The sequence below is a fragment of the Alteromonas profundi genome (assembly GCF_010500865.1).
Classification (GTDB): Bacteria; Pseudomonadota; Gammaproteobacteria; order Enterobacterales; family Alteromonadaceae; genus Alteromonas; species Alteromonas profundi.
The window spans coordinates 1-13435 of the sequence record NZ_JAAAWN010000031.1; the positions used below are offsets into that span (position 1 = coordinate 1).

Consider the following 13435-nt stretch of genomic DNA (forward strand, 5'->3'; position numbering starts at 1 on the left):
AAACCCACATTGAAGCGGTGGAGGAAACAGCAGAAGTCTGGCGCAAACGGCTATTTGATATCAGTTGGTTTATGCGTGCATTAAATGAGTATATTGCCAGAGCTGCCAATAAAGAAGACGACTGCACCGGGCACTTCTGGGAAGGGCGGTTTAAATCGCAAGCGCTATTAGATGAATCGGCCCTTGCCGCCTGTATGGCCTATGTTGATTTAAACCCGGTACGGGCCAAAGTAGCAAAAACGCCAGAAACCTCTGACCATACCAGCATTCAATACCGTATTAACGCCGCCAGGGTAGGTAAAACGCCCAAGCGACTCATGCCTTTTGTAGGCAACTCAAACCAGGCAATGCCTCAGGGGTTACCTTTTACCTTGCCCGATTACCTTCAGCTTGTAGATATAACCAGCCGGTATATTCACCCAAACAAGCGAGGAAAGGTAGACCATAGTCTGCCCATCATACTAGAGCGCCTCAATATAGAACACGAGCAATGGCTAACTTTAACCACACAATTTGAAACCTGCTTTAAGCAGGCGGCTGGCAAAGTGGTACACCTTGAACAGTATGCCCACAATCAACATCAACAACGGGTACAGGGACGACAAAACGCCAGGCGATTACTGGGGTAGAATTGTACCTTAATAATCCAATTCTCTAAATTTACCACCACTTCACGCTAGCGAACAAATCCCCTAAGGCGAAAATAAGGCTTACACGCACATTCACAATTACTGACAATCCCCAACATAGATAAAGTTACCTACATTAATAACCTCCTGAAAGAGGTTATGCATGCTACTTTTCATTTCTAAAAGTGCCTGTCTTAGTTAGTGGTACTAAATATGCCTGTCTCGATTAGTATCGTATCATGCCTGTCTTGCTTAGTAGTTGTGTTTAATGATTTCCGTTAGTGTGGTATCGCTAAAGGGAGGCCGTCTAGGCGTTAGACGATGTATTGGAAGAGTGGCGAACAGACGTTAACCACATCAGAAGAAAGAGAAAAGCGCCACTAATTGCACCGAATAAGTGCGCATCGATGGCAACTTTTGCATCAATTAGCGCTGCTACTTCGGCGCTGCTGCCAGACATTTGTTCGTAAATAACTTTTACTGCCACACCTATAAGCAACAACCAGCCTGACGTCATACGTTGGCGTATATCCATACACGCTCCCCATACAAAAATGCCGTGCAGTGCGCCTGACAACCCCGCGTACCATATAAGATTTTCAGCAAAAAAATAAAGGCCCACACTGGTGCCCAGACTGCACCATACGAATACTTTAAGAAATAGCCCTATCCGATAATGCTCACCATGCAATGCCCAGAGCAGTGTCAACCCAGCAAGATTTAACAAAACGTGATACCCATTAGTATGCACAATATTCCCTGTCAGTAATCGCCACGTTTCCAAACCTTGAATAGCATAACGGTCGTACGCTAGCCAGTTTCCCGCAGTAGGCTCCAAGCAATAAGCGATAACAGAGAGTAAGGCGAGTATTAGCGGGCCTAGGCTATACTTTGGCGATAGTGGCAGTGACATCATCATTGATAATTATTTTAGTAATAGTGCTGGGCTGGGTATGATACAGAAAATACCTTACCTACGTAAGGACCTACATAAGTTCAACCACGTACCTTAAGTGAAAACCGTGAGTCTACGTGGTGTTAATAACCTACCTACGAGGACGTGTTTATGTCGCTAATTTTAACCGAAACAGCAAACCACGTGTTAACCATAACAATAAACCGCAGCGAAAAGAAAAATGCGTTGACGCGGAAAATGTACCAAACAATGGCCGATGCCATTTTCTCTGCCAAACATAACGATGAAGTTAAGGTTGTACTAATAAAAGGTGAGGGCGACTGCTTTACGGCGGGGAATGACATTAGCGACTTTGCAAATCGAGAGGAAAGTGAGCACATCGGCGAAACAGTAGCCTTTATGCGAGCCTTAATGGATTGTGAAAAGCCTGTTGTAGCTCAGGTTCACGGTATGGCTGTAGGAATAGGTACTACCATGTTACTGCACTGTGATTTCATCTACGCTGAGCAAAATACCCGATTTGTTCTACCGTTCATCAATTTAGGTCTTGTTCCAGAATATGCATCCAGCTATCTTCTGCCTAGAGTGGCGGGCCATGCAAAAGCCAGCGAATGGTTGATGCTAGGTGAGCCCTTTGGCACGAAAGATGCCTATCAGTTTGGCCTGCTTACTGCGGTAGTACCAGAAAGTGAGTTGGTGTCGACGGTGAACACCGTTGTTCAAAAGCTTGTAGATAAACCTGCATTTGCACTGTATCAAACCAAATCGTTATTAAAGGGTGAGAACGACCCAGTTCATCAACAAATGAACGTGGAGTTTGATGTGTTTTTAGAGGCAATGGGCACCCCTGCCGCACAAGAAGCGTTTGAAGCTTTTTTGAAAAAGCGGCCCATTAATCCGGAAAAGTTTAAGTAAAGAGGACGAAATATTTTGAGAAGAGGTTCGTGGTTTAGTTCATCAATTATTACTTTGGCAGTAACAAGCTGCTTAGTTGTCCCCGCAGTTGCGAAGCAAAAACGTGAAGTGGGAGAACCAGAAGCTGCCACCGGCTATATTGAAAAAACAGCGGTAGTCGCTGAAGATTATATGGTGGTAGCAGCGAACCCCTATGCTTCGTGGGCGGGAAAGCAAATTCTGGAACAAGGCGGAAGTGCAATTGACGCGGCTGTAGCTGTGCAGTCCATGCTGTCGTTGGTGGAACCACAATCCTCTGGTATCGGCGGCGGTGGCTTTATTCTTTATTGGGATAATGAGAACAAGGTACTGCACACTTTTGACGGCCGGGAGATGGCCCCTCAATCGGTAGATGAAAATTGGTTTATGCAAGGCGACAAACCAATGAAGTGGATAGACGCGGTAGTAGGCGGCAAATCGGTGGGCGTACCCGGTGCGGTAAAAGCATTGGAATTGGCCCACAATCAGTTTGGTAGCTTACCGTGGCGTTCTCTATTCACAGATAGCATAGAAACAGCGCGAGAAGGATTTGAAGTATCGCCCCGTTTGGCTAAATTAGTTGCGCTTAATTACCACCGCGGGTTAAAAACCTTTCCCACCAGCCATGACTATTTCTTTCCGGGCGGCGAGCCGCTAAAAGCGGGCACTATAAAGAAAAACCCTGCATTAGCTAAAACTCTGCAAGGTATCGCTGAAAATGGCAGTAGTTATCTGCATACAGGTGAGGTAGCCAAGCACATAGTAAACGCGGTTAATTCGGTTAGTATTAACCCAGGTAAAATGACCCTAGACGATTTGGCAAACTATGTACCTAAAGAGCGTGCGCCTATGTGCGGTGTATATCGTGAGAAGAAAATCTGTGGTATGGCGCCGCCAAGTTCAGGTGGCATCAATGTTTTCCAATTACTAAAAATGCTAGAAGGTCAAAATCTTGGGGCAATGGGGCCAGATTCAGTTGAGTTTGTTAACGCCTATGCACAGGCCAGCGCTATGACGTACGCTGATCGCGAAAAATACATTGCCGATAGCGACTTTACCACGCTTTCTTATGAGGCCATGATAGATGCTGACTACTTAGCGCAACGGGCAAAAAATATCGATCCTGCTAAACCGTGGCATAAAGCGAACGCAGGCAACCCTTTTGGCGATGCTCAGGTAGCACAAGGTATGTCTAAAGAGTTACCGAATACCTCGCATTTTTCTATTGTAGATAAAAAGGGTAATGCGTTATCTATGACCACCAGTATCGAGTTTATGTTTGGTTCTGGTATTATGGTTGATGGCTTCTTATTGAATAACCAGCTTACCGACTTTTCTTTTTCTCCTATCAAGAATGAGCAATTGGTCCCTAACCGCGTAGAGCCATCCAAGCGTCCGCGCAGTGCCATGAGCCCAACTATGGTGTTTGATAACGAGGGTAGCCTTGAGGTAGTAGTAGGTTCGCCAGGGGGTTCACGAATAGTAAGTTACGTGGCGCAAACATTAATTGGTGTTATCGACTTCGGTCTTGATATCCAACAAGCTATCAACCTGCCCAAAGTAACCAACCGTAATGATTATACTGCGTTGGAAAAGGGAACTCCTATTACTGCGTTAGCGGAGTCGCTTGAAGCATTGGGACACCCAGTGAAGATTGTCGACCTTAATAGTGGTTTACACGGTATCCAGTTTAAGTCGGGTAAAATTGTTGGTGGTGCTGATCCTAGAAGAGAAGGGGTGGCGTTGGGCGAGTAGCCTTAATATCTTTAAAAAATATACCACTTAATTGAAAAAAGGCTGTCGAAATTAATTCGGTAGCCTTTTTTTAGAAAAAGTGATCAGGATGCACTTTGGTGATTTTCCATTCGCCATCAATTTTCTTTAAATCGATACTGCGAATATCTTCAATTTTATCCCCGTCGTACATACCACTGAAAAATACGGTAATCGTCGACTTCTCGGCATATTGGTTGCGACCCACATCGTTATTACTTTGTGGCGTTAGTTCTACCGTATCGTATTTCAAGTTAATTAGGTGTCGCTGTGCGTTACCATTCGTATGGTAGCGCGTTAAAATGCGCGCTAAGCTTTCATCCGATAACGCAATAGCCGTATCAAGATTGTCGTCTTCATATATGCTGCGCAAAAACGCAATTGTTACGTATTCAGGCGTATTTTCATCCAACATGCCATAACGTCCCACCCCTTTTTCTTTCTTGTCACATCCAGACAAAAATAAAAGGGTAATAAAACTGATTAAAATGAACCACGAATAACTGCGCATAACAATAATCTGACTGCTTAACATTAACAGTGTCTATTATTAAGCTTGTGAGAGGGAAGTGCAATCATTGAAATGACGTGCACAAATGATCGGCACGTTATACTAATGAATGCAATTTAAAACGGGCTACAAAAAAACGAGGCAGAGCCTCGCTTTTTTATTTAGCAAATGTTTAACTTTTTAAGCGCTATATTGTGCGTTTACTGAACTTCTTCTTGCTCATCAAACGCGCCAGCAAACATTGGGCTACTTAGGTAGCGTTCGGTACCACTTGCCAATAATACAACTACCACCTTATCTTTATTTTCTGGGCGCTCGGCAAAACGTTTCGCGGCAACAACTGCTGCACCAGAAGAAATACCGGCTAAGATACCTTCATCGGTCATAAGCTTGCGGGCCATTTCCATGCATTCTTCATTAGACACTTGTTCAACTTCATCAATAAGGTCTAAATCTAAGTTTCCTGGGATAAAGCCTGCGCCAATACCTTGTATTTTGTGCGGCCCAGGGGTGAGCTCTTCACCGGCGAGTGCTTGGGTGATCACGGGAGAGTCAGTCGGCTCTACAGCTACCGCAGTAATAGCTTTACCTTTCGTGTTTTTAAGGTAACGCGTAACCCCAGTAATAGTGCCACCCGTACCGACACCAGCAACGAATGCGTCGACGCTACCGTCAGTGTCTTCCCAAATTTCCGGGCCTGTGGTTTTCTCATGGATGGCTGGGTTGGCTGGGTTGTCAAATTGTTGCAACAGTACGTATTTCTCTGGATCAGAGTCTACAATTTCTTGTGCAGCGGCAACCGCGCCTTTCATTCCTTTAGGCGCTTCGGTAAGTACTAAGTTAGCACCTAGCGCTTTAAGTAGCTTACGGCGCTCTAAGCTCATGCTGCTTGGCATCGTTAAAGTAAGCTTATAACCACGCGATGCAGCAACGAAAGCTAGCGCTATACCCGTATTGCCGCTAGTCGGCTCGACAATTTCTTTGCCTTCGGTTAATACGCCGCGTTTCTCAGCGTCCCAAATCATGTTAGCACCAATACGGCATTTAACGCTGAAGCTTGGGTTACGAGATTCAATTTTTGCGTACACATTACCTGAAGTAACGCGGTTTAGTTTTACTAGCGGCGTACGGCCGATAGAAAGTGAATTGTCGTCAAATACGTTCATTATTATTCCTTACCTTGTTCCTTTAATGTTAGGAAACCCCATCTATTGTTTTAAGTACAAGATACTTAGTACTCTCTGCTTAATAGTTAATAATTCATAGCCTGAATTAGGGGAATTCTTTATACCCTTATATCATTGGTCCCAAACGCAAAAATGCAAAGTGTTTTTTAGCTATATGTTATTGTTAAAATACATGACGATTAAGAATTCAACGGAGTAACGCAAGCATGGCTTTTAGTGGCACGTCTAATTATATTGCAACCAAAGACCTCCAACTGGCGGTAAATGCGGCCATAACCCTAGAACGTCCCTTATTGATAAAAGGTGAGCCAGGGACGGGGAAAACTTTATTGGCTGAAGAATTGGCCGCCAGCTTAGGCACAGATCTTATCCAATGGCATATAAAATCCACCACTAAAGCACAGCAGGGCCTTTACGAATATGATGCAGTATCGCGACTACGCGATTCTCAATTAGGCGACGATCGTGTTCATGATATTTCAAACTATATTGTGAAGGGAAAACTATGGCAGGCTTTTACTGCCGAAAAGCGTCCTGTGTTATTGATTGATGAGATTGATAAAGCGGATATTGAGTTCCCTAACGACTTGTTACTCGAACTCGATAAGATGGAATTTTTTGTATATGAAACACAAGAGCGTGTTGTTGCTAAGCAGCGGCCCATCGTCATTATTACCTCTAATAACGAAAAAGAACTGCCAGATGCATTTTTACGTCGCTGTTTCTTCCACTATATTAAGTTCCCGACGCCAGAAGAAATGCAAGATATTGTAGACGTTCATTTTCCTAATCTCAAAAAGCGTCTGCTAGAAGAAGCATTAAACGCTTTCTTTGAAATTCGTGATGTGCCGGGACTAAAGAAAAAACCCTCTACCTCAGAACTAATTGATTGGTTAAAACTGTTGGTCGCCGAAGACATACCACCTGAAGCATTGCACTCTAAAGACGGTAAGGCCACTATTCCGCCATTATACGGTGCATTGCTTAAAAATGAGCAAGATATACATTTGTTCGAAAAATTGGTCTTTATGGCGCGTCGCTAATGCTTATTCAGTTTTTTTTCACGCTACGCAAATACAAGGTTAAGGTTACCTTGCGAGAGCTGCTTGATTTACTGAAAGCGATGGAAATGCATGTTGTCTATGCAGATATAGAAGATTTCTATAGCATCGCCCGTACCATCATGGTTAAAGACGAAACCCAGTACGATAAATTTGATAGGGCATTCGCTGAATATTTTGACGGTGTTGAGTCTATCGATTTGTTTGGCAAAGAGATCCCAGAAGAGTGGCTGCGTAAGCAGATAGAAAAAACGCTAAGTGATGAAGAACGTGAGACCCTGCGTCAATCCGGCGGGCTAGAGCAGTTGATGGAGACGCTAAAGCAACGATTAGCGGAGCAAGAAAAGCGCCATCAAGGGGGTAATAAGTGGGTCGGTACGGGAGGCACGTCGCCCTTCGGTGCATATGGTGATAATCCTGAGGGCGTGCGAATTGGGCAGAAAGGAAATCGTCGCTTTTCTGCGGCCAAAGTATGGGATAAACGCGAATTCAAAAACCTTTCGTCCGACGTTGAACTTGGTACACGCAATATAAAGGTTGCTTTAAGAAAGCTAAGAAAATTTGCCCGTACCGGCGCCAGTGAAGAACTCGATGTGAGTACCACTATTGGAGAAACGGCCAAAAAGGGCGGTATGCTCGATATTCATATGACACCTGAGCGACATAATGCGGTTAAGGTTCTGATGTTCTTTGATGTTGGGGGCTCGATGGACCCTCACGTAAAAACGACCGAAGAGTTATTCTCAGCGGTTCAATCTGAATTTAAATATTTAGAGTATTTTTACTTCCATAACTGCGTGTATGAAGAAGTATGGAAAGACAACCTACGTCGCAACAAAGAGCGCATTTCTATTTGGGATATCATTCATCGCTACGGTAAAGACTACAAAGTGATTTTTGTCGGCGACGCAACTATGGGGCCTTATGAAATTACCTATCCAGGGGGAAGCGTAGAGCATTGGAATGAAGAGCCTGGTAGTGTGTGGATGCAACGGCTTGTAAACCACTTTGATAGCGCCATATGGTTAAACCCTCAGCCGGAAAACTATTGGCCGTATTATTCCTCTCTCTCTATTATGAAAGAGCTTATGGAGGACAGGATGTACGGTCTCACGCTTGAAGGGTTAACCCAAGCTATTAAAGCGCTTAGCCAACGAAAATAAATGGCTATGGATAAGCGAAACGCAATGAAAACAGTAGGGATATTGCTGGCGGCAGGGGAAAGTAAGCGTTACCAAGGCAATAAACTAGTAGCCTTACACAAAAGCGGTGTGCCGTTGGTACGTTACTGTGCAGCGCAGTTGGCTAACCTTTCCCTTGCTCATAACTATATTGTAACCGGGCGCTGGCATAGTGACATCGCCAGCGTAATGCACAGTAGCGCGGCGGCGAGAGACAGCCTAAACGTTGATATCGCGCTTACTCATAACCCCCAATGGCAAGAGGGAATGGGCACAAGTTTGCACTGGGGAGTGCAACAAGCACTCGCTGCAAGCGACGATGTTACCCATGTTCTAGTGACGCTTGGCGATCTGGCAAAAGTAACCACTGAGCACCTTGCTATGTTGTATCGCACGAGTGTAAATCACCCAGATAAATTGGTATGCAGTGGTTGGCATAGCAACGGTGAGTGCCGTTTTACTGTGCCCGCTATTTTCCCCGCTGCAGCCTTCCCCTCGTTACTTTCTCTAAAGGGAGATACGGGCGCCAAGGCTGTAATTCGCCAGTGGCGTAAAGCCAACGATGTTATTGATGTTTCGCTACCTGAAGCTGAGTTTGATATTGATGTCCCCAGCGATTGGCAAAAATAGCCCTGTTCATAGCCGGCAGCCTAAAAGGCCGCAAAAAGACAAGATATAGGTTAGATATAGCTACGGGTGCGTTGGTAACTTTCCCTTTGAATGAAGGATAAACGCGCGCCCAACATAATAGCAGCTGCGCTTAGCCCTACGATAAACCCAATCCAAAAGCCTGCCGCCGACATCGGGGCATCAGTTATCCAATCAGTGCGCCCTAGAATAACCCCAGTAGGTAAACCAATAAGCCAATAAGATACAAAGGTGATCAGGAACATGGCAGTGGTATCTTTGTATCCTCGAAGTGCGTTAGCAGAAATAACCTGTACCGCGTCTGACAACTGAAACAATGCGGCATAAATAAGCAACGCATTCGCCAGTACGTAAACGTTGTTGTCGTTAGTGTACAAGCCGATAATAAACGCCTTTGCAGTAAGGGTGAATGTGGCGGTGCAGGCCGAAGTAATAAAGCCTATAAGTATAGCGCAATGGGCAGCTACTCTTGCTTGGCGACGGTTATTTTGGCCTAAGCGAAAACTAATTCTAATGGCTGCAGCCATGCCTATGCTCATAGGAAACATAAACATAAGTGCAGAAAAGTTTAGTGCAACTTGGTGAGCTGCAACTGTAGTGGAGCCAAAGGGCGCGAGTAAAAGTGCAACCACCGCAAACAGGGTTACTTCAAAAAGTAACGTCATGGCTATGGGTAAGCCTAATTTAAAGGTTCTGGAAATCGCCTTTGCTGATGGCCGGTAAATGATTGCCAGCAGCCCGTACTTTTTAAGTGCAGGGCTATAACGAACATACACAAAGGTAGCAATAAACATGGTGTAAATAACAATTGCGGTTGCAATACCGCAGCCAGCGCCCCCCATTTCAGGAATAGGGCCGATACCATAGATAAACGCGTAATTACCCGCAATATTTGCCAGTAGACCAATAACTGTAATGATCATGGTGGGCTTGGTTTTACCTAGCCCTTCGCAATAATTTCTAAGCCACTGATAGAGAGCGAAACCGGGCATAGCGCACAGCACATACATAACGTAATCGGTAGTAATAGTATGGAGCTCAGGCGCCATGGGGAATAAGGATACAAGAGATTCAGCAACGGGGATAAGGCAGGCTAATAAAACACCCACAAATAGCACTAAATAACCGGCTTGTTGCGAAGCATGGGCAATACCACCAATATCGCGATTTCCTTGTAGCCGCGAAATAAGTGGGGGAAGGGCCAGCGCGATACCTTGAATAAAGCAAAGCAGTGGGATAGTAATACTAAACCCTAACGCTACCGCAGCCATGTCGGTTGCACTATAACGGCCAGAAATTATTGTGTCGCTCACCCCCATTAGCATTTGCGTGATCTGCGCCACCAGTAGTGGCCACGCAAGTTTAATAATATTTCGACTTTCAAGCAGGTAACGGGTTTTATTCACTATCTTTTTCCGCGGTAGAGTAATTAGCCTTAGGCAGGTTCGGTGCTTTGTCTGGTGCAGCCAACGTAAAAGGGATGACAGGTACAGAGGCACCTGCTTCAAGACCTGTGCTGTTCTCATCAATCACCATAAGGCAATTTGCTGAGGTAATAGATGTCATAACACCTGAGCTTTGGGTTCTAAACGGCGTAACGTGTAAATTAAAGTTTTCATCATAAAACATAGTCGCGCGCTGGAAATCTCGCCGACCCGGGCGACGTTTAACTGTAGTAGTTAATGTGGCGGGCACTGCAAGCGGGGGGCGTATATCTGACTGGCCCTGCATTTTTTGAATAATGGGTGTCACCAATAACTTGGCCGTGACAAAGGCAGATACGGGGTTGCCGGGTAGGCCACAAAAAAGGGTCGTGTTTATCTTTCCTAAAGCGAAAGGCTTTCCAGGCTTAATGGCGACCTTCCAAAAATCAATGAAACCTAGCGACGCAATAATCTCTTTCACAAAATCGGCTTCGCCCACCGACACGCCGCCACTACTTACCATAATGTCGACACTGTCGCTGGCCTTGGTAAAGATGTTACGTAGAGCGTCTTTGTCGTCTTTTACTATGCCGAAATCAACAATATCTACATCGTATTCAGACAACAGGGCTTGTACACCAATACGGTTTGATTCGTAAATTTGTGCTTGTGATAGCGCAGCGCCCGGTTGCACTAGCTCAGAACCGGTGGCAACCAAGCCTACTTTAATTTTTTTGATAACAACAACGTCTGCCATGCCTTGTGAGGCAAGTAACATAAGGTGCTGAGGAGCCAATCGTGTTCCTTTGGCCACCAGTTTCTGGTTGGGCGCGATATCGCCGGCTTTAGGGCGAATATTTTCGCCAAGGGAGGGCTTTTGCGTAACGATAACACCGGCCTCTGTGCTGCGGGTATTTTCTACCATTACTACTGCATCAGCCCCTAAAGGTATGGGCGCGCCTGTCATAATTTTTATAGCCGAACCACTCTTTAGTTCGGCGTTTTCCTGCATGCCAGCAGTTATGGTGCTCTGAACGCTAAGTGGCTTATCTTCTTTTACCTCATCGGTTCGAACTGCATATCCATCCATGGCTGAATTGTCCCATGGTGGAACACTGAGTATGGCGTAAATGTCATTGGCTGCTATACGGCCTGAAGCCTGGGAAAGAGGAACCGTTTCTTTGTCGGTAACAATAGGGGTAGCGTCTAACGCTTTTTGTAGAGCGGCTTCTAGAGATAACCAGTTTGATGACATCGCGGGACTCCTTTTTTCGAGGAGCCGATTATCACCTAAATGATTAAATAAACCAATGCATTAAAGCATGAGAATTTGTCGAGTAAACAAAAAGTGGCGTACTGCCATACGCCACTTTCCCTTGTTTTTACACTTAGCAAAACACTGAATAAGGTTATAGGTTATTCAAAGTCTTGATTACTCAGCCACATGGTCTGGTAGGGTTTTAACTGTAAGAACGCACTGGAAAGTGAGATCTCCTGACGCGAAACCAAATCAAGCCAATTATCTGTGCCGATAAGATTAATATCTGACATGAGCACAGTTTGCTCTTCGTCACTTATATTACTGACACAGAATATACTTTGTTTTCTGTCTAGACTTTGTCGCCAGTAGCCAAAAATCTGATTACCTAGTTGCAAGGTGAATTGCGTGGCGTTAGGGTGAAAGGCGGGTTGCGCCTTACGTACACGTATCAATTGCGACAAGCGGGTAAGCACCTTATGATGCTGCGAATAGGGTGAGTCGAGTAATGGCTCTAATTCGCTTAGATCCCATCGGCGGCGGTTGATAGAGCGATTTTGCCCAGTATTGGCCACTTTTTCATAATCGTTCGATGTGCCTAACAAGCTATGAACATAAATACCTGGGATCCCTTCCATACCCAGCATAATTGCATGGGCACAAATAAACCGGTCAACTTGCCACTTATCCGGCCCCTTTATCGTACCTTGCAGAGCATCAAATAAGGTAATGTTAATTTCGTAGGGCTTTTGTTGGCCGCCTTCCGACGCGCGCCATGAAATTTTTCCACCAAAATGCTGCATCGTATGCACGAAGTCAGAAATTTCATCGTCACTCAATAAGCCTTCTGCAGGACGAAGCCCGATGCCATCGTGGGAGGCAATGAAGTTAAAGTATGTAGTACCGTTTTGCGCCGGAGGCATACTCATCATCCAATTTTTAAGGTATTTGCAATCCCCCGATACCAGCGTATTCACCAATAGGGGTGGTAACGAGAAATTGTATATTGAATGCGCTTCGTTAGCATTGCCGAAATAGGTAAGGTTTTCCCTATTAGGGATATTGGTTTCGGTAATTATGATGATAGAAGGGTCTACATGCTCAATTAAGGTTCTAATTAAGCGAATAACCTCATGGGTTTGGTCAAGATTGATACAATTGGTACCCACGATTTTCCATAAAAACGCCACCGCGTCTAAACGGAACAGTTTTGCCCCCTTATCTATGTAAAGCTTGATGATTTCAATAAAAGCCAGCAGCACCTTAGGATTTCTAAAATCAAAATCTACTTGGTCGTGGCTGAAGGTACACCATACATACTGAGTACCATTAGCGGTCTCGGTTTCTCGTAATAATGGAGATATGCGAGGCCGTGTTACCATACTTAAATCGTCAGTAGGATCGGCGGTAAAAAAGAAATCAGAGCCTGGCCCTTCACCCTTAATAAAATTACTGAACCACGCACTTCTCGCTGAACAGTGATTAATTACTAAGTCGGTCATTAGCCCATAGTCTTTTGCAATAGCCTCAATATCATCCCAGTTTCCTAGCGATTCATTTACGCTCGAATAATCAATGACCGAAAAGCCATCATCGGAACTGTAAGGAAAGAAGGGAAGAATATGCACCTTATTAATGGTGTTTTTGCAATAGCGGTGGAGAAAACGATTGAGGGTAACGAGCGGGCGCTCGTCACCTTCAATTATACTATCACCATAGGTGATCATTATAATGTCTTCTTCATCCCAGTAATTGCTATGCGGCGTAGGCGGTTTATCTAAATCGCTCGCCTCCAAGCCTATGGTCTGAATTAGCGAGGTGGCTAATTCTTCCGTAGGCATGGGTAAATCTACATCTGCATAGATGAAGTCTAATTGATGTTTTACTTTGTCATGGAGAAGTTTCCAAGTCATA

General features: G+C 44.8%; 12 protein-coding genes. 6 read left to right on the forward strand and 6 right to left on the reverse strand.

The window, feature by feature from the left end; all coding sequences use genetic code 11:
- A partial coding sequence (locus tag GTH32_RS17075; protein ID WP_425482380.1) for a transposase occupies positions 1-629 on the forward strand: 629 nt, incomplete at its 5' end.
- A gap of 307 nt (positions 630-936) precedes the next feature.
- On the opposite strand, the gene rrtA is transcribed toward GTH32_RS17075, so the two are convergent.
- Positions 937-1545, reverse strand: a complete 609-nt coding sequence (gene rrtA / locus GTH32_RS17080) for a rhombosortase (RefSeq protein ID WP_163088108.1) — start codon at positions 1543-1545, stop codon at positions 937-939.
- 150 nt (positions 1546-1695) lie between these two features.
- On the opposite strand from rrtA, the gene GTH32_RS17085 reads away from it, so the two are divergent.
- Both GTH32_RS17085 and ggt read left to right on the forward strand, forming a co-directional pair.
- Entirely contained in the window at positions 1696-2460 is a 765-nt protein-coding gene (locus GTH32_RS17085) for an enoyl-CoA hydratase (RefSeq protein WP_163088027.1), read from the forward strand.
- 15 nt (positions 2461-2475) lie between these two features.
- The gene (ggt, locus tag GTH32_RS17090) at positions 2476-4233 is read left to right on the forward strand and encodes a gamma-glutamyltransferase (protein ID WP_163088029.1); all 1758 of its coding nucleotides are present in this window, start codon (positions 2476-2478) and stop codon (positions 4231-4233) included.
- 70 nt (positions 4234-4303) lie between these two features.
- Here ggt and GTH32_RS17095 read toward each other — a convergent pair whose 3' ends face one another.
- The gene (locus GTH32_RS17095) at positions 4304-4786 is read right to left on the reverse strand and encodes a nuclear transport factor 2 family protein (RefSeq protein ID WP_246223308.1); all 483 of its coding nucleotides are present in this window, start codon (positions 4784-4786) and stop codon (positions 4304-4306) included.
- 176 nt (positions 4787-4962) lie between these two features.
- Positions 4963-5928: a cysteine synthase A gene (cysK, locus tag GTH32_RS17100; protein WP_163088031.1), complete on the reverse strand. Its 966-nt coding sequence runs from the start codon at positions 5926-5928 to the stop codon at positions 4963-4965.
- Positions 5929-6155: 227 nt separating this feature from the next.
- Here cysK and GTH32_RS17105 point away from each other — a divergent pair, with 227 nt between their 5' ends.
- From GTH32_RS17105 to GTH32_RS17115, 3 genes are read left to right on the forward strand one after another with little or no spacing between them, the layout of a single operon-like run.
- Positions 6156-6992 carry an AAA family ATPase gene (locus GTH32_RS17105; protein WP_163088033.1) on the forward strand — a complete coding sequence of 279 codons (837 nt, stop codon included), beginning with the start codon at positions 6156-6158 and terminating at the stop codon, positions 6990-6992.
- A complete protein-coding gene (locus tag GTH32_RS17110) occupies positions 6992-8173 on the forward strand; it encodes a vWA domain-containing protein (RefSeq protein ID WP_163088035.1) in 1182 nt (393 codons plus the stop codon). The genes GTH32_RS17105 and GTH32_RS17110 overlap by 1 nt, the downstream gene beginning before the upstream one ends.
- 6 nt (positions 8174-8179) lie before the next feature.
- Positions 8180-8821 carry a nucleotidyltransferase family protein gene (locus GTH32_RS17115; RefSeq protein ID WP_163088038.1) on the forward strand — a complete coding sequence of 214 codons (642 nt, stop codon included), beginning with the start codon at positions 8180-8182 and terminating at the stop codon, positions 8819-8821.
- Between the two features lie 50 nt (positions 8822-8871).
- On the opposite strand, the gene GTH32_RS17120 is transcribed toward GTH32_RS17115, so the two are convergent.
- From GTH32_RS17120 to GTH32_RS17130, 3 genes are all read right to left on the reverse strand, one after another.
- Positions 8872-10245, reverse strand: coding sequence for an MATE family efflux transporter (locus tag GTH32_RS17120; protein WP_163088040.1), 1374 nt, complete (start codon positions 10243-10245; stop codon positions 8872-8874).
- Positions 10238-11518 carry a molybdopterin molybdotransferase MoeA gene (moeA, locus tag GTH32_RS17125; RefSeq protein WP_163088042.1) on the reverse strand — a complete coding sequence of 427 codons (1281 nt, stop codon included), beginning with the start codon at positions 11516-11518 and terminating at the stop codon, positions 10238-10240. Before moeA ends, GTH32_RS17120 begins: the two co-directional genes overlap by 8 nt.
- 161 nt (positions 11519-11679) lie before the next feature.
- Positions 11680-13434 carry a sugar phosphorylase gene (locus tag GTH32_RS17130; protein WP_163088044.1) on the reverse strand — a complete coding sequence of 585 codons (1755 nt, stop codon included), beginning with the start codon at positions 13432-13434 and terminating at the stop codon, positions 11680-11682.
- Position 13435 lies beyond the last annotated feature (1 nt).